At 65.4% G+C, this 15,571-nt stretch carries 18 protein-coding genes; 12 read left to right on the plus strand and 6 right to left on the minus strand.

The window, feature by feature from the left end; all coding sequences use genetic code 11:
- From AC1DRD_RS05970 to AC1DRD_RS05985, 4 genes are read left to right on the plus strand one after another with little or no spacing between them, the layout of a single operon-like run.
- Positions 1–483: an NlpC/P60 family protein gene (locus AC1DRD_RS05970; protein ID WP_478040704.1), complete on the plus strand. Its 483-nt coding sequence runs from the start codon at positions 1–3 to the stop codon at positions 481–483.
- Complete coding sequence (locus tag AC1DRD_RS05975) at positions 480–815, plus strand: hypothetical protein (RefSeq protein ID WP_478040705.1); 336 nt, start codon at positions 480–482, stop codon at positions 813–815. Before AC1DRD_RS05970 ends, AC1DRD_RS05975 begins: the two co-directional genes overlap by 4 nt.
- Positions 812–4,057: a phage tail protein gene (locus AC1DRD_RS05980; protein ID WP_478040706.1), complete on the plus strand. Its 3,246-nt coding sequence runs from the start codon at positions 812–814 to the stop codon at positions 4,055–4,057. The genes AC1DRD_RS05975 and AC1DRD_RS05980 overlap by 4 nt, the downstream gene beginning before the upstream one ends.
- Before the next feature lie 15 nt (positions 4,058–4,072).
- Positions 4,073–5,296: a DUF2793 domain-containing protein gene (locus AC1DRD_RS05985; protein WP_478040707.1), complete on the plus strand. Its 1,224-nt coding sequence runs from the start codon at positions 4,073–4,075 to the stop codon at positions 5,294–5,296.
- Between the two features lie 824 nt (positions 5,297–6,120).
- Here AC1DRD_RS05985 and AC1DRD_RS05990 read toward each other — a convergent pair.
- Positions 6,121–6,246: a hypothetical protein gene (locus tag AC1DRD_RS05990; RefSeq protein WP_478040708.1), complete on the minus strand. Its 126-nt coding sequence runs from the start codon at positions 6,244–6,246 to the stop codon at positions 6,121–6,123.
- 83 nt (positions 6,247–6,329) lie between these two features.
- Between AC1DRD_RS05990 and AC1DRD_RS05995 the strand changes: the two genes are divergently transcribed.
- Genes AC1DRD_RS05995 through AC1DRD_RS06025 form a run of 7 tightly spaced genes read left to right on the plus strand, consistent with a single transcriptional unit; the run spans position 6,330 to position 9,018 of the window.
- Positions 6,330–6,812: a hypothetical protein gene (locus AC1DRD_RS05995; protein WP_478040709.1), complete on the plus strand. Its 483-nt coding sequence runs from the start codon at positions 6,330–6,332 to the stop codon at positions 6,810–6,812.
- A gap of 18 nt (positions 6,813–6,830) precedes the next feature.
- Positions 6,831–7,241 (plus strand): N-acetylmuramoyl-L-alanine amidase, encoded by a 411-nt coding sequence (locus tag AC1DRD_RS06000; protein WP_478040710.1) that lies wholly within the window; start codon positions 6,831–6,833, stop codon positions 7,239–7,241.
- Positions 7,208–7,438: a hypothetical protein gene (locus AC1DRD_RS06005; protein WP_478040711.1), complete on the plus strand. Its 231-nt coding sequence runs from the start codon at positions 7,208–7,210 to the stop codon at positions 7,436–7,438. Before AC1DRD_RS06000 ends, AC1DRD_RS06005 begins: the two co-directional genes overlap by 34 nt.
- Positions 7,435–7,827, plus strand: a complete 393-nt coding sequence (locus tag AC1DRD_RS06010) for a hypothetical protein (protein ID WP_478040712.1) — start codon at positions 7,435–7,437, stop codon at positions 7,825–7,827. The genes AC1DRD_RS06005 and AC1DRD_RS06010 overlap by 4 nt, the downstream gene beginning before the upstream one ends.
- Positions 7,824–8,300, plus strand: a complete 477-nt coding sequence (locus AC1DRD_RS06015; RefSeq protein ID WP_478040713.1) for a hypothetical protein — start codon at positions 7,824–7,826, stop codon at positions 8,298–8,300. Before AC1DRD_RS06010 ends, AC1DRD_RS06015 begins: the two co-directional genes overlap by 4 nt.
- The gene (locus AC1DRD_RS06020; RefSeq protein ID WP_478040714.1) at positions 8,297–8,725 is read left to right on the plus strand and encodes a hypothetical protein; all 429 of its coding nucleotides are present in this window, start codon (positions 8,297–8,299) and stop codon (positions 8,723–8,725) included. The genes AC1DRD_RS06015 and AC1DRD_RS06020 overlap by 4 nt, the downstream gene beginning before the upstream one ends.
- The gene (locus AC1DRD_RS06025) at positions 8,722–9,018 is read left to right on the plus strand and encodes a hypothetical protein (RefSeq protein WP_478040715.1); all 297 of its coding nucleotides are present in this window, start codon (positions 8,722–8,724) and stop codon (positions 9,016–9,018) included. Before AC1DRD_RS06020 ends, AC1DRD_RS06025 begins: the two co-directional genes overlap by 4 nt.
- On the opposite strand, the gene AC1DRD_RS06030 is transcribed toward AC1DRD_RS06025, so the two are convergent.
- The 3 genes from AC1DRD_RS06030 to AC1DRD_RS06040 all read right to left on the minus strand — a co-directional run bounded on the left by AC1DRD_RS06030 (position 9,015) and on the right by AC1DRD_RS06040 (position 10,246).
- Positions 9,015–9,308, minus strand: a complete 294-nt coding sequence (locus AC1DRD_RS06030; RefSeq protein ID WP_478040716.1) for a hypothetical protein — start codon at positions 9,306–9,308, stop codon at positions 9,015–9,017. The genes AC1DRD_RS06025 and AC1DRD_RS06030 overlap by 4 nt on opposite strands.
- Positions 9,293–9,517: a hypothetical protein gene (locus AC1DRD_RS06035; RefSeq protein ID WP_478040717.1), complete on the minus strand. Its 225-nt coding sequence runs from the start codon at positions 9,515–9,517 to the stop codon at positions 9,293–9,295. Before AC1DRD_RS06035 ends, AC1DRD_RS06030 begins: the two co-directional genes overlap by 16 nt.
- 390 nt (positions 9,518–9,907) lie before the next feature.
- The gene (locus AC1DRD_RS06040; RefSeq protein ID WP_478040718.1) at positions 9,908–10,246 is read right to left on the minus strand and encodes a hypothetical protein; all 339 of its coding nucleotides are present in this window, start codon (positions 10,244–10,246) and stop codon (positions 9,908–9,910) included.
- A 111-nt stretch (positions 10,247–10,357) separates the two neighbouring features.
- Between AC1DRD_RS06040 and AC1DRD_RS06045 the strand changes: the two genes are divergently transcribed.
- Positions 10,358–10,717, plus strand: coding sequence for a hypothetical protein (locus AC1DRD_RS06045; protein WP_478040719.1), 360 nt, complete (start codon positions 10,358–10,360; stop codon positions 10,715–10,717).
- Between the two features lie 362 nt (positions 10,718–11,079).
- Here AC1DRD_RS06045 and AC1DRD_RS06050 read toward each other — a convergent pair whose 3' ends face one another.
- Positions 11,080–13,164: a S9 family peptidase gene (locus AC1DRD_RS06050; protein ID WP_478040720.1), complete on the minus strand. Its 2,085-nt coding sequence runs from the start codon at positions 13,162–13,164 to the stop codon at positions 11,080–11,082.
- Between the two features lie 11 nt (positions 13,165–13,175).
- Positions 13,176–15,437 (minus strand): TonB-dependent receptor, encoded by a 2,262-nt coding sequence (locus AC1DRD_RS06055; protein ID WP_478040721.1) that lies wholly within the window; start codon positions 15,435–15,437, stop codon positions 13,176–13,178.
- Positions 15,438–15,571: the final 134 nt, after the last annotated feature.

Raw genomic sequence — 15,571 nt, forward strand, 5'->3', positions numbered from 1 at the left:
ATGCAAGCGGCAATCGTCGCCGAGCGCGATCCCCGCTCCGATCTGTCCCCCGGACAGCTCGCCTCCGCCATCGTGGCGGAGGCGCGGGGATGGATCGGCACCAAGCTGGTGTTCGGCCAGTCGGTCAAGCTGGTCGGCTGCGACTGCAAGGGCCTGATCGCCGGGGTCGCGCGCGCGGTTGGCCGGCCTGAGGGCGACAGCGTCCAGGCGCTCGCGGTCGATTATCGCCAGGTCGATCCGCGCCGGCTCAAGGCCGGGCTGCGCGCCTTGTTCGATCCGGCCACGGCGATCGAGGCGGGCGACGTGCTGCTGCTGGCGATGGCGGGCAAGGCGCAGCATCTGGCGATCGCGACCGGCGAGGGGACGATGATCCATTGCAGCGCGCGCGTGTCGCCGCGCGGCGTGGTCGAGCAGCCGATCGACGAGATGCTGGCGATCTTCCCGCTCGATTCGGTCTGGCGCTGGCGGAGTTCGGACGCATGAGCGCGCGTTTCCATCCGATGCCGACGGCGCCGCGCGACGGCACCATCATCGACCTTCGCCACGTGTCGAAGGCGCATGGCGAGTTGATCCTGCGCGCGCGCTGGCTGGCGCCGCTCAAGGTGTGGATCGACTGGGATCGCCAGCACGTCACGCTCGACAAGGCGCCGTTGCGCGGCTGGCGCGTGTCCGAGGTGCAGCATCGCGCCTGGACGCCCGAGGAAGAGGCCATCCTGGTCGAGATCAACGGGCCGCCCGGCGTCCGCTATCTCGACATGACCGCGTGGCAACAGGGCATCCGCAAGGAAGTGCCCGGACCGGGGGCCACCTCGTGAGTATCGATCCCGTCACCCTCGGCATTCAGGCCGCCCTGATGGCGACGTCGATGGCGATGACCGCGTCGAAGACGACCGAGGGGCCGCGGCTGACCGATCTGTCGGTGTCTGTGGCCGATTACGGAACCCAGCTCAATTACTTCAAGGGCATCCGGCGCTTCGCGGTGCCGATCATCTGGGCGGAGAGCCTGAAGGAAGTAAAGAAACAGACCAAGTCGAAAGCCGGCAAGTATAACAACTACACGTATTACGCGACGTTCGCGGTGGCGATCGCCGGGCACGCGATCGACGGCGTCACCCGCATCTGGTTCGACAAGCATCTGATCTACGACGCGACCGGGGTCGGGCCGCAAGTGCCCTATACCGTCGCCGATGGGTTCAACCTGCTCGAGTCGATCCGGTTCATGCTGGGCGGCGAGGACCAGATGCCCGATCCGCGGATGCAGGCGACGGTCGAGGCGAAATGGGGCGCGGGATCGTGCCCGGCCTATCGCGGCACCGCGCTGGCGGTGTTCGAGGAAATCCCGGTCGAGAAATTCGGCAACCGCGTGCCGCAGGTCGAGATCGAGGCGGTCAGCCATGGCAGCCCGGCCTATCCGTTCGAGACGTTCGACACGTCGACTCGCGACATCGGGCTGAGCAGCACGGTCTATTCGCCCGATTATAGTCGCTTCCTGACCGCGGCCGGCGACAGCTACCGGATATGGGACAGCGCCAGCCGCTCACCGATCATCGCCGGCACCTTCCCGGCGCCGCTCTCCAGCCCCGCTATTTCGAACAACGGCACGATCTATGGCCTGGACGGAGTCAACGGGGTCATATCGTTCACGCCGGACGGCCTCGCTCTCGCCGGCCATGTGCTCGATGTCGAAGGCAATGGCGGCCTTGTCGTGCTGCAAGACGGCCTGGGGCGCGAGCACGTCGTCACCCTGCCGCAAGCTTTTCTCGGATCGTTCGCGACCTGGACGCTAGGCGGGCTGGGCTCCCCGGAGACGATCAACACCTGGGAGATCGGCGACCTGACCGGCTGGACGCCGCGCGGGGCCTGCACCGACAGCTATGGCGATATCTGGGTCACCGGCAGCATCGCCGGGTTCTTCGGGTCGTGGGACGACCTCTATCTCTATCGGCTGGTCGATACCGAGGCACGGCCGGGATCGATCGGCTTCGTCCACCTCAACCACGGCCATTTCGACAACGGCCCGTCGACCGAGATCGTCCATTCCGACGGCAAGTTCTTCGTGTTCTGGGGGCATTACCGCCTGATCGTGATCGACGATGAGACGATGACGATCGTCGACGACATCGCGCTGAGCGATAATGCCGGCGGGGGCGGCGCGATCAATTTCCGCAACCTCGCGGCGGGCACGACCAGCGTTTGGATCGGCTATAGCGAAGTCAGTCTGATCGACGGCAGCACGATCCGCAGCGTCGATCCCCATGACTGGAAGACCGAGGACACCTATAGCGGGCCGGTCTATGACCGCGTCAACAACGCGCTGATTTCGCACCCGCAATATTCGGCGGTGGTGACCTTCCGCTATCTCGACCGGATCGGCAGCGACGGCGTCACCCTGGCCGACGTGGTCGACGACGTCGCAGCGCGCGCCGGGATCGCGCCTGGCGATATCGACACGACGCCGCTGACGCAGATCGTCAAGGGCTGGTCGTGGACGCAGGGCGACGGCAAGTCGATCCTCGAGCCGCTGTTCGACCTGTACGATGTCGACCCGCGCGAGCATGGTTTCGTGCTCGGCTTCGTGCCGCGCGGCGGGGCGATCGGCAGCACGATCGATATGGCCGATTTCGTCACCGGCGAGCAGGACGATTCGCCGACGCACACTATCGAGCGCGGGCAGGGCACCGACACGCCGCGCCGGCTGACCCTGAGCTTTTCCGACGTGGCGGCCGACCAGCAGACCAACAGCGCCAGCGTCGCGCGCCCGCTCGAGCGGGTCGACGGCGCGCGCGAACTGTCGATCGACATGACCCCCTGGGTGTCGGACGTCGATACCGCGCACCAGGTCGCGGCGCGGATGCTGCGGCGCCGCTGGTTCGGGCGCGAGACCTATACCAACGGCCTGACCGCGCAGCATATCGCGCTCGAGCCGGGCGACGTGCACCTGCTGACGTTCGACGGGGTGGCCAAGGGCGCCCGCCTGACGCTGGCGTCGGTCGATGCCGATCAAGTGCTGCGGCTCGAATGGGAGCGCGACGACCCCTCGGTCGCGATCCTCAACGGCCAGGCCGGGGCGACGTTCGACGGGCGCGCGCCGTCGGTGATCCTGGTGGCGACGCCGAGCAAGGGCTTCGTGCTCGACATGCCGCTGATCCGCGACGCCGACAACGACGTCAATCCGCTGCTCTATTACGCCGCGGCACCCTATGTCGCCGGCACCTGGCCCGGCGCGACGATCCTGCGCAGCCTGGACGCGGGCTCGACCTATGAGGACGAATTCGCCAGCGTGCCGAGCGGATCGCCCGCCACCTGGGGCTATGCGTCGGACGTGCTGGCCGATGCCGACCCATGGCTGTGGGACCGCGGCAACAGCGTCACGATCACCTTGCAATATGGCAGCCTGACCGGCGCGACCGAGGCGGAGTGCGACGTCAACCCGCTGCTCAACCTGGCATGGTTCGGCGGCGAGCTGCTGCAGTTCACCACGCCGACGCTCAACGTCGACGGCAGCTGGACGCTGTCGGGGCTCAAGCGCGGGCGGCGCGGCACCGAATGGGCCTGCGCCGGCCATGCCGCGGGCGACGCGTTCGTGCTGGTCGCGGCGACCGGCAAGGTGGCGATGGGCGCCAGCGACCTGGGTGATGCCGAGTATTTCAAGGCAGTGACGGCGGGACGCGATCCGTCCTCGGCGTTCGTGCTGTCGCTCGACTTCACGGGCGCCAGCCTCAAGCCCTATGCGCCGGCGCAGCTTCGCGCGGTCAAGGATGCCGCGAGCGGCGACTGGTCGATCGACTGGGTGCGCCGGACTCGGATCGGGGGCGCCTGGACCGGTGGGACGACGATCCCGCTGGGCGAGGTGAGCGAGGAATATGCGCTTGAGTTGCTCGACAGCGGCGGGACGGTCGTTCGGACCTATTCGGGGCTGACCAGCCCGTCGGCGATCTACAGCGAGGCCGACCAGGTGTCGGACGGCGGCGACGTCGCCGAGGGGGATTTGTACCCCAAGGTCTATCAGATCAGCGACACGGTCGGCCGCGGCTTCGGCGCGGCGGCAAACTTTTAACCAGAGGAACCAGCAATGTCGGTAACACCGAGGATCGGCGCGCCGGTCCTGACGGCCGGTCAGGCCGTGCCCGAAACGACCGTCAATGAAATCACGCGCTACATCGAGGCGGTGGCGGCGCGCGTCGTGGTCGACAAGGATCTGACCGCGCCGGCCGGCACCGAAGCCGATGGCGATTGTTTCATCGTCGCGGCGTCGCCGACCGGCGCCTGGACGGGCAAGGCCAAGTATATCGCGGTCAAGGTGTCGACCGCCTGGGTGTTCATCGCGCCCTTCGCCGGGCTGACCTTCTTCGTCCAGGATGAAGCGGTCAATTATCGCTATTCGGGCAGCGCCTGGACGGCGGTCGCCAGCGGCGGCACCGCGGCCAGCCTGGACTATGACACCGACGTCACGCTGGCGGCGAACAGCGACAGCAAGATCGCGACGCAAAAGGCGGTCAAGGCGTTCGTCGCCGCGATGTTGGCTGGCCTGTCGTGGAAACAGGCGGTGCGTGTCGCGACGACGGCCAACGGCACGCTGGCCAGCGCGTTCGAGAATGGCGACACGGTCGACGGCGTCACCCTGGCGACCGGCGACCGCATCCTGCTCAAGAACCAGTCGAGCGGCGCGGAGAACGGCATCTATGTCGTTGCGGCGAGCGGTGCCCCGGCGCGCGCGACCGACGCCGACAGCGGCGCCGAGCTGGTCAACGCCAGCGTCTATGTCAGCGAGGGTACCGCCAACGCCGACACGCAATGGACATGCTCGACCAACGCGCCGATCATGGTCGGGTCGACCAGCCTGACCTGGGCGCAGTTCGTGTCGGGCAGCTACACCGACGAGAATGCCCGCGACGCGATCGGGGCGGCGTTGGTGGCCGGGACAAACATCACCATCACGGTTAACGATGGTGCCGACACGATCACGATCGCGCTCGACCGCACGCCGCAAATCCAGTCGGTTTCGTCCTCCGCGACGGTCACGCCAACCTTTGCCAACGACCAGGTCAATATCACCGCGCAGGCGGCCGGGCTCACGCTTGCCAATCCAACTGGAACTGCGGTTGACGGCGCCGGTCTGTCGATCAGGATCAAGGATAACGGCACCGCTCGCGCGATCAGTTACGGCACGCAATACCGTGCGATCGGCGTGACGCTGCCGACGACGACGGTGATCAGCAAGACGCTCTACCTCGGGCTGATCTTCAACAACGCCGACACCAAATGGGATGTCGTCGCCGTGGCGCAGGAAGCCTGACCGGTGCGCCCGATACAGGCTTTGCGGATGCGGACGGCAGGTGCAGGCGGGCCCGCGACCATCATTCGTGGTGCCGCCAGTATCTACGTGAACGGCACTAATACGGCAACGATTACCCTGCCCGTCGGCTCTCAGGCTGGTGACACAGTGGTGATGTCCGTCGGGCATAGCTGGCCGCTTAATGGCCTGACGTGGTCCGGTGCCAACACTGGAATTCTGAACCTTCAGGGACCTAATTACAACGGCCTGACTTATTATGGGACGCTGGACGCAGCCGATATAACGAGGGGTTATCTCAGTTTTAGCTGGGGCGGGTCGGGGAACGGCGTCGTTGATCTGATCGTCTTGGCGGGGAGTCACACCTACCAAGATTCCGGTGGTACGCGGAATGGTTCCGGCGCTTCCAGTAGAGCAGTTTCAACCGGGTCGTCGGTATCGGTCGGCGCCAACCTCTTCCTGATGGGAAGTGCATATCTCGCGACGGACGCAACCTCGTCCTCTCTGACATCCACGCTGCTGCATGAAGTGCATACAGGCGGATCGGGGGTTTGCCGATATGGCGTAGCGACGGCGTCTGGCGTGCAATCGGGGACGGTTAACTACTCAGGATCACCAGGCGGCGACTATCAGGTATTGGTCGCCATGTCGTGAACCCCAGCTATTCGTTTGGCCATACGAGTAGCTTTAGGGCGAGGAAGAACAGCAGGATAGACCCAAACAGGCCAATGTAGAATTTGAGTTCCTGCCAGCGCTTCATATAACGTTGGATACCAGCATTATGTCGGATGTGCGCGGGATATTTCCGCCAATCTGGTTACAATCCGTCATCGTCCTTCGCCTTGGGCAAGTGCCCGGTCGAACGAAACCTGCGCAGCGTGAAGCGCCTCGACCGTCCCGGCCACGGCGCCAAGGCCGAGCAATAGACTGAAACAGATGAAGGCGGTCCGCATGGGCCGCCTTTCTCGCATGGGTCCGGTCGGGACGCAGGCGATAATCGAGCCGCGCCTATCGCCCGGCCGTCCGAAAAGGGGGAATGATCGATGCGAAGCGCGCGGCGATGAGCGATCCGGCGGCACCATCCGGCTGGGATTTGGCCGCGCTCGCCAGTGGGGCGCTGGCGATGCTGGTGGCGATCGGCCACGGACTGCGCTGGCTGCTGACCTGGACCGACCGGCGGGCGGTGGCGCGCGCCGAGCGGCTGGCGCGCGAGGAAGACGAGCTCGCCGAAAGCTGGTCGTCCTATCGCAAGCGCGTCGCGGCTGACCTGACCGAGGCGATGCGCCGGATCGACGACCTCGAGCGGCGCGACATAGTCCGCGCCAAGGAAAACGCCGCGCTGCGCGTCGCGTTCGAGCTGGTCGCGGCCGGGCTGCGCGTGCTCGACCCGAACAACATCTCGCTGCGCCAGGCCGAACAGATCCTGGCGACCACCTTCAAGCTCGAGCCGCAGCTGCCGCTCGACATGACCCAGGCGATCGCCGCGCTCGGCGAGGTGCCCGGGACCGACGATCGCTAACCCAAAGGGAGAATGACGATGGGCATGTTGCCGATCCGCTATCTGACGATCCATTGCGCCGCGACGCCCGAGGGCCGCGACGTGTCTGCCGAGACGATCGGCGAATGGGACAAGGCCAAGTTCGGGCAGATCAGCTATCACCATGTGGTGACGCTCGACGGGGTCGATCACGTCACCTTGCCCGACACCGCGCGCGGCGCGCATGTCGGCGGCGCCAACACCGGCAATATCGGCGTGTGCTATGTCGGCGGGATGGACGCGCAGAACGCGCATCCCAAGGACACGCGCACCGCGGCGCAGAAGGCGACGCTGCGCCGGATCGTCGCCGATTACCGCGCGAGATACCCGGGCATCGTCGTGCGCGGACATCGCGACTGGCCGAACGTGAACAAGGCATGCCCGTCGTTCGACGTGGCGACGGCGCTGTGATCGCGCTGTCGACGCTGGGCTGGGGCCTGGTGCTGATCATCGCGGTGCTAGCGATCGGGCTTGGCCTGCTGACGATGTTCGCCGGCGGCATGTCCGATTCGCCCGGCGAGGGCCGCCACAAGGGAAAACAGGGCGGCGCGATGGTCGTGGTGGCGCTGATTGTCGGCGGGCTTGCCATCTGGCGGTTGTTCGCGTGACGCTCCCCGGCTGGCCGCCTCGCGACTTGCGCGCATTCGTCGCGCTGGCCGCGTCGATCGGCGGCGCGATGGTCCTAACCGCGCTGCTCGGGTGGATCATCCGCATTTTCCAGAACTGGCACGTCGCGGATCCGTTGGCGAACATCGCTTACGGATTGCTCGCCATCATCGGCATCATCCTGATGTCGCTCGGGCTCGCGATCAACCGGCGATCGGTGAAGGCTTCGGGGCTCGGCTTCTCGCTGGACGCGACGGGCGGCGACGACAGCGCGCCGACTCCCGCGGTCGTCACGACGACCACGACGGTCGCCACGCCACCAGCCAGCTCAACGACGGAGACGACGGTCGCCACGCCACCAGCCAGCTCAACGACGGAGACGACGGCATGATTGCCTGGTTGTTGCGGCGCCTTGTCGACCGCTTCATCGCTCGAGCACAGGCTCGCGAAAGCCGCCCGCTCAACGTGGTGCGCCATGAAGACGGCGGGTTGATCCTGCATCGTTACCAGCCCTTCTGGCCCGACGAATGGATCGGCCCACGCGGCGAGCATTACGATCGTCCGCCTTGGTGGCGGCCGTTCAACGTCCTGCTGCATCAATGGGTGGCGACGCATAACGAGGAAATGCACGATCACCCGCGATGGTCGATCACGATCGTGCTGCGGGGCACGCTGGTCGAGCATACGCCGTGGCGCAGTCGGGTGCTGCGGCCTGGTTCGATCGTCATCCGGTCGCGCAAATATATCCACGCGTTCGAGTTCGTGCCCGGCGTCGAGCCGTGGACGCTGTTCATCGTCGGCCGGCGGAATCACCAACAGAACGGCTTCATCGTCAAGCCGTTCGGAAAGAAGGCTGCATCATGATCGCCTGGTTTATGGCGCTGTCGACGGGGCGCAAGATCGCCGTCGGGCTTGGCGTGCTGATCGCCTTGATCGCCGCGGTCGCCGGGCTGGTGCTGGCGGTCAACGCGCACGATGCAGCGCAGCGGCAGGCCGGCCGCGATGAGGTGCAGGCGAAGTGGAACGCCGAAAAGGCGACCCGTTCGGCTGCGCTCGCCGATTTTCAGGTGACGCTGGGCAAGGCGCTGCAGGACCGGTTCGACGCGTTCGGCGGGAGGCTGGCGGCGATCGACGCGGCGGGCTCGCGGATCTCGGTCGAACTGCCCAAGGCGATCGCCGCGGCGCCGCGCTATGCCGACCCGAATTGCGGCCTGACGCCCGATGTCCTCGATCAGATCAACGCCGGCCGCGCGATGACTCGCGCGCCGCAACCGGGGAAGATGCCATGAAGCGCCTGACCATCGCGATCCTCGCGCTCCCGCTGATGGCGTTCCGCTGCGGCTCGGGTGACGACCGGCCGTCGATCGGCTTCCCCGATCTGCCGAACCTGCCTGCCAATGTCGTCGCGCCGTGTCCCGGCCTGCCCGATGTCACCGGCTCGCTCGGCGACCTGGCGACCAAGGATGCGGCGGCGGCGATCGCCTATGCCAATTGCTCGGCGCGCGGTGACGCGGCGGTCGCGGCGTATGAGATCGCCCAGGTCAAGCTGGCCGAGGCGAAGGCGAAAGCGGAGAAGCGCTAGCCGTACACCAGGTCGAGCAGCGTCCGCGCGATGCCGGCCTGCGCCTGTTCGTCCCAATAATAGGCGGCGCCGGCGGCGGCGCGCTCGAGCGCTTGCGTCTCGGTCGCCCCGCTGCCGCTCCACCATGGCCGCGCGCCATGCGCGGGGTCGTGCCCAGCGCGGATATCAGCGCGCCACCCTTTGCCTTCGCGCCTCGTGCGCCAGTCGAACGTCAGCCGCTTGCGGCGGCATATCCCGCGCAGCGGCGCCAGGATCGCGGCGGCTTCCTCGCGCGTCACCGCGGCGACCACGGATCGCGCGCGCCGAGCTCGCGCTCGTCGACCAGGAAGTGCTGCGCCAGCGCCAGCCGGTCATCCTCCCCCAATCGCCGCGGCGACCCGCGCTCGACATATTGCTGCAGATAGGCGGCATTGCGCCCGATCATCCGCGACAGCCCAGCCAGCGACGCGCCGCGATCGGCGGCCAGCATGGCGAGGCGTAGGCGGGGCGAGTCGTCCATCCGCGCGATAACGCCGCGCGATTTCCAACATCGCAAGCGTCAGGCGCGGAAGCGCTTGAGCCGGTGATCGAGGGCTGGATGCAGACCGGGGGACCGAAGTCCCCCGCGAGCACATCAACCGGCGCTTCTCAGTGCACGCTGCCCGGGGCAAACCCTCATCGTACATTCCGCTTTCGCGAGGCTGCTGCCAAGTAGCATGAAACCGGTGGCGTCGACAATCCGCGCCGGGGCGCTCAGGCGCGGAAGCGCTTGAGCGGACTGTCGGGGCCGATTCCCTCCTCCGCTACCAAGGGACCTAAGCGCTCCCTTGTTCGGATGTCATCCTGGCAACGTCCGGAATGGTATTTTTTCCCGAACAAAATCAAATATTACCAGCCATTCGTTCATCCATCAGCGTTGCTTCTTCGCAATTGTCGCGGTGAAGTCCGGATCCTTGTTCGCCACCCAATCCACGAATTTGCGCACATTCGGATTGTCGAGCAGGCCCGTCACCTCCATCCCATGGCGCTGTAGTTCGGAATTGGTGAAATTGGCGACCAGCGTCTGCTGGCAGATCGAATGCATCGGCACAACATCGCGGCCGCCACGGCTCTTGGGCACGGGATGATGCCAGACGATCGTCTTGCCGGTCGGCCGACCACAGAGCCAGCAGAGCACCGGCGCTGCTGGAGCCTCGTCTCCTTGCGGGAGGTGATCATAGGGGTCGTGTTTCGAACGCTTGCGGGCCATATGTTGATCTAACTGCCTTGATCTCGTTCAGCCTATAGCGATGCGAACGGCAGCATCACATTGGCAAGTGCATAACGCCGGCCCTTTGCCGCGAATGACTGGGAAAGAGCGATGACCAATCTGTCGAAACCGTGGGACGGAGAACTGGTCCGCAAATGGCTTGAGCGTCGTTTCGAGGCCTCGCGGCTCGACCAGGCGGTAGCGGACAGACGCGGCTATGAGGCGCGGGACGACTATGATAAGGCCGCTGCCGAGGAATGGACTTGCCGCGCGTTAAAGGGCGCCGCTTGCACAAATGACCAGGCTGCGTTCGCCACCCGCCTCAAGGAGCTTATCGGCCAAGACGAATACCAGGCGACGAGTATCTATGACGATGCGCGATTCGAACGGCATGTTCGCACGCATCTCAGGAAACTGGCCAAGATGACGAAAGCGAATGAGGGATTCGAGAAGACCCTGCGCCACCAGTGAGATCGGTGAAGCCGGTATCGGTATGCTAAGCATGGCATATTCATGCATGGTCTGAGGATGCGAAGGTCGTAGCGGGCGCGGCGCCACACGAGCATGAGCTCGCGCTAGGCTAGGTCTCCGTTCACGCGAATGCGGACGCCTTGCGCGCTGGTGGGGCAGGGATCTCGTAAATCCGAACCGGGCCCGTCGCGGGTAGATACAGGCACGCTATCGCGCTTCCTTGGCGGCGCTCCAAAAGAAAGCGCACGGCCCTTAGAGCGAGACCGGCGCGCCGCGGCCCGAGGGCGGGTGAGCAGCGTCCCGCCTGCATTGGACGTCATGGCCGATCATAGCGGGCACGGAACAAAGGTCGCTTTGAGCGATCAAAGATGGTTGTCGAACCAAGCGAGCACGCGGTGCTGGACATCGCGCTGGTGCGCTGGATCGTGGAACCAGTGCGGCTCGCTTGGATATTTCACCATCTGCGACTCTTTCCCCAGCATCCTCAGCCCGCGATAGAATTCGAGACCCAGCGTTACCGGGACTCGCGTGTCATTTTCACCGTGCAGCACGAGCACAGGCGTCCGCACATTCTCGAGCATTCGCGCTGACGAACTGCGGTCGTAGTCGGCTATGTGCTTGGTCAGGTCGCCAAAATAGCCGAGCGGAAAGTCGGGCGTGTCGGTGATCCTTGCGAACGGCACCAGGTCGGTGGGCCCAGCGCCGACCACGGCCGCCTTGAAGCGGTCGCCATGCGTCACCGCCCAGGCCGACATGAACCCGCCATAGCTCCAGCCGCCGATGCCCAGCCGGTTGGGATCGGCGACTTTCTGCGCGATCAGCGCGTCGACCCCGTCCATCACGTCCTGATAGTCCATCCCGCCCCAGTCGTTGCCGACCGCGCGGGCAAAATCGGTGCCCTGGCCATCCGATCCGCGCGGATTGGGGAGGAACACGACATAACCGTGCGTCGCGAGCATCTGCGCCCATTCGTGCCAGCTGCCGAGCCAGCCCGACCACCACGCCCATTCGGGACCGCCATGGATCTCGACCACCATCTTGGTCGGCGTGCCGGGCACATAATTGGGTGGCGTGACGAGCACGCCGTAGATCGTCTTGCCGTCCTTGCTGTTGCGCCAGCTGATTTCGCTGACCTTGCCGAGCTTCCAGTCGGCCACCTGGCTGTTGATCCGGGTGATCGCGCGCGCCTTGCCGCCGGCGATCGCCCAGACGTCGGCGGGACGGTCGGGGCTGGAGAGTGCCGCGACCATCTGCCGGCCGTCGCGGCTGACGTCGAAGTCGCTGGATTCGCCGTCGAGTGCCGCGAGCGGCGTCACCGTCCCGTTTTGCCGGTCGATCCGCACGATGGCCGAGCGCGTCTTCTCGAACGATAGCGCCAGCACCGATCTGCCGTCGGCCGACCAGCGGATATTGGTGAACAGGCCGGGATGATCGTCAGCGAGCGGGCGGACCGCGCCCGTGTCGAGGTCGCAGATCCGCAGGCCCAGCCCGATAAAGCCCGGCAAGCGGATCACTTCGCCCAGGATCGACTTGCCGTCGGCCGACCAGAACGGCCCCTCGGCGGCGTTCTCCAACAGGGTCTTGCCGATCGTGCCGTTCGCAGGGTCGAACAGGACCAGTCGCGAATGATAGAAATAATCGTTGATCCGGGTCGTGTCGGCGACGCGCAACGCCATGCGCTTGCCGTCGGGCGACCAGTCCATCGCGCTGACATTGACACCCTCGGGTGAGGCACGGCGCGCGGCGTGGCTGGCGAGGTCGAGGACCCACAGCCGGCTGAAATGGCGGTCGCGGTCGATCTCGGTCCAGTTCGCGCCGCCGGCGATCGCCTGTTTCTCCTGAGGCGACTGCGGGTCGACGCTCAGGAAGGCGATCCGCTTGCCGTCGGGCGACCAGGCAATGTCGTTGACGTCACCTGGCATCGCGGTCAGCGGGATCGCCTCGCCGCCGCTCACCGGCATCAGCCACAATTGGGTAGAAGCGACACCCGGCTCGGCCGCGCCTGCCGGCGGCGTGCCGGCGACCGGCGGATTGGGACCGGCGGCGGTCGTCGTCGAGAAGGCGAAACTGGTTCCCTTGTCCGTCGCGAGCGGGTTGGGACGGTTGGACAGGAACGCGATCCACTTGCCGTCGGGCGACCAATGCGGCGCGCTGTCGATACCCGCGCTGACGATGAACGGCCGGGCCGCGGCGCTACCGTCGCTCGGCACTGCCCAGATCGTCTGGTGCGGCGAAGCGAAGGTCGACATTTGCGCCTGCACGGTGAACAGCACCGTGCGACCATCGGGCGACAATGCGACGTCGCGCATGTCGCGCAGCTTCATGATATCGTCGGGCGTGATCGGCCCGCCCGACGCGGCGGGCAGCGGGGTCGGATCGTCCGCCCCCCATACCATCGGCACGGGGCACAGGGCGATCAGCAAGGCGGCGACGAGGCGGCGGATCATGATCCGCACCGTTACAGCTTCCAGTCGATACGGAGTCCATAGGTGCGCGGCCGCACGATCGAATAAGCCGGGGCGAATTGCGACGTGAATGGCGCGTTGAGGATGCCGTATTCGTTGAACAGATTGTTGACGAAGCCGGTCAGCCGGAAATGGCTCGCCAGGGTGAACGAGGCGCGCGCATCGAAGATGTTGAAATCGCCGCGCGTATTGGTCGATCCGAACGCGACCGGCGCCTTCGACAGGTAACGATGCGCGATCTCGAACGAGGGTTTGCCCGGCAAGTCGTCGCGATCATAGCTGATCGTGTTGGCGACCGACCATTTCGATGACCCCGGCAGCGTCGATCCCGAGACATAGCCGCCGCCGACCGCGAACGTATCGGGCAGGAAGGTGGTGAGCTCGGCCTCCGAATAGGTGACGTTGGTGCTCAGCGTCAGCGCATGCGTGACGCGGAACGATCCGGCAAACTCGACACCGACGATATTGGCGCTGCCGGCATTGGTGACGTAGGAATAATATTGCGGCGCCGGACCGAACAGGCGCGCCTGGATGCCGTGCCAGTCGATATTGTAGATCGAGGCGTCGATCGTCAGCCGGCTCCACAAGGTGGTCTTGATGCCCGCTTCGTAATTGTCGACCTTGTCGCTGGCATAAGCGGTGGGAATGGTCGGCAGCAGGCCGGCATTGGGATTGATCCCGCCGACGCGATAGCCGCGCGAATAGGTCATGTACGCCAGGAAATGCGAATTGGGGCGGAACGCCAGCGAGGCCTTGGGCGTGAAGCCATGGTCCTTCTGGTCGGTATGCCCCGATAGATCGACCGGGCTGCCGCTGACGAAGCCGGCCTTGTTGGTCACGTCTCCCTCGGCCCGGGTGCTGTAATAGCGTCCCCCGACAGTAATCTCGAAGCCCTTGAGCGGCTTCCACGTCGCTTCGCCGAAGACGCCGAAATCGGTGTTCAGCGTGTCCGACAGATAGCCGTAGATGCGGTCGTTGGGCGCCAGCACCGAGGCCGGATAGGCGAAGCCGGCCGGATTGGCGGTGATGTACGCATTGGCGCCCGGCGCGAACATCTGGTCGTAGGAGAATTTGGTCGCGCGCATATAGCTGACGCCGATCAGCCAGTTGAGCGGCCCACCATTGTCCTTCGACGCGACCCGTCCTTCGATCGTCTTGATGTTCGCGTTGGCGTCGGCATAGTCATAGGCAACGTTCGGCCCGGTGAAGGTGCCAGTGACGTAGCCATAAGGATCGGTGAAGAGCGTGTAGTTCTTCTTCTCGTCGATCGCGCCGAGCACGGTCAGCGTCGCGACGTTGCCCAGATCCTGGTCTAGGCGCAGGCTGTTGAGCAGGAAGCTGGTCGTTTGCGGTTCGACCCGCCCGGTGCTGCGGCTGTAGCTGTTGGCGTAAGTGATATAGGTCTGATCGTCGAGCTTGGTGTCCTGATAGGCGCCGAGATACGTGATCTTGGTCCCCTCGAACGGCGTGAACACGATCGATCCGCGCAAGCCGCGCGTACGGAAATCGTTGCTGCCCTTCTTCTCAGGCGTCAGCCCGACATTATCGATGAAGCCGGCGTCGTAGCGTTGCAACGCCATCACGCGGACCGCCAGCTTGTCCTTGATGATAGGCAGGTTGAACATGATCTTGCCGGCATAATTGAGGTCGCCGCCGGAATGCGCGGTCGACCCGATCAGCCCTTCGGCCGCGGCGTCGAGCTTGGTCGGGTCGGCGGTCTTGACCACGTAATTGACCAGGCCGCCCAAGGTCGACGAGCCGAACAGCGTGCCCTGCGGTCCGCGCAACACCTCGACGCGGTCGAGGTCGAACGTGTCGACGTCGGGAATGCCGATCGGGAAGCCGGGTTCCACGGCGTTGATTTCGTTGAGATAATAGCCGACGGTCGTCTGGCCCTGCTCGTGATAGGTAGTCGCCGCGATGCCGCGGATCACGACCTCGGACACGCCAGGCTGATAATCGTTGAACACGACGCCGGGCAGCCGGTTGATATAGTCCGACAGGCTGTTGGCGTTCATCTTGTTGAGCGCGTCGCCGCTGATCGCGCTGATCGGCATGGCGATCTGGCTCTGGTTCTCCGCGCGTTTGGTCGCGGTGACGATGATGTCCTTGTCGTTGCTGGCGTAACTGTCGTCATTGGCATTGGCCGGAGCCGGTGTCGTCGACTGCGCGTGGGCCATGCCCGGCGCGGCGAGCGCGATACTGAGCGCCAATGTGGCGACAGACGTGGTTCTGTGAGAGCGAGAAATACGCACGTTGGACCCCTTCGTTCGAGCGCGGACAGGCCGCTGAGTGTCTCCTGCTGCGCCTCGCTCGGACTGTCTGTCGCTTCGCCCGATGTCGCCGGCGCCCCTACACCGTTGCAGCTTGGTCCAAGTTGGAGAACCGG

This window comes from Sphingomonas sp. P4_G2 (assembly GCF_056401155.1).

Coding starts and splice junctions, on each gene's coding strand:
- AC1DRD_RS06020 (WP_478040714.1), top strand. CDS start 8,297: ATGATCGCCTGGTTTATGGCGCTGTCGACGGGGCGCAAGATCGCCGTC.
- AC1DRD_RS06035 (WP_478040717.1), bottom strand. CDS start 9,517: ATGGACGACTCGCCCCGCCTACGCCTCGCCATGCTGGCCGCCGATCGC.
- AC1DRD_RS06050 (WP_478040720.1), bottom strand. CDS start 13,164: ATGATCCGCCGCCTCGTCGCCGCCTTGCTGATCGCCCTGTGCCCCGTG.
- AC1DRD_RS06040 (WP_478040718.1), bottom strand. CDS start 10,246: ATGGCCCGCAAGCGTTCGAAACACGACCCCTATGATCACCTCCCGCAA.
- AC1DRD_RS06000 (WP_478040710.1), top strand. CDS start 6,831: ATGGGCATGTTGCCGATCCGCTATCTGACGATCCATTGCGCCGCGACG.
- AC1DRD_RS05990 (WP_478040708.1), bottom strand. CDS start 6,246: ATGCGGACCGCCTTCATCTGTTTCAGTCTATTGCTCGGCCTTGGCGCC.
- AC1DRD_RS06005 (WP_478040711.1), top strand. CDS start 7,208: ATGCCCGTCGTTCGACGTGGCGACGGCGCTGTGATCGCGCTGTCGACG.
- AC1DRD_RS06025 (WP_478040715.1), top strand. CDS start 8,722: ATGAAGCGCCTGACCATCGCGATCCTCGCGCTCCCGCTGATGGCGTTC.
- AC1DRD_RS05970 (WP_478040704.1), top strand. CDS start 1: ATGCAAGCGGCAATCGTCGCCGAGCGCGATCCCCGCTCCGATCTGTCC.
- AC1DRD_RS05995 (WP_478040709.1), top strand. CDS start 6,330: ATGATCGATGCGAAGCGCGCGGCGATGAGCGATCCGGCGGCACCATCC.
- AC1DRD_RS06015 (WP_478040713.1), top strand. CDS start 7,824: ATGATTGCCTGGTTGTTGCGGCGCCTTGTCGACCGCTTCATCGCTCGA.
- AC1DRD_RS05985 (WP_478040707.1), top strand. CDS start 4,073: ATGTCGGTAACACCGAGGATCGGCGCGCCGGTCCTGACGGCCGGTCAG.
- AC1DRD_RS05975 (WP_478040705.1), top strand. CDS start 480: ATGAGCGCGCGTTTCCATCCGATGCCGACGGCGCCGCGCGACGGCACC.
- AC1DRD_RS06045 (WP_478040719.1), top strand. CDS start 10,358: ATGACCAATCTGTCGAAACCGTGGGACGGAGAACTGGTCCGCAAATGG.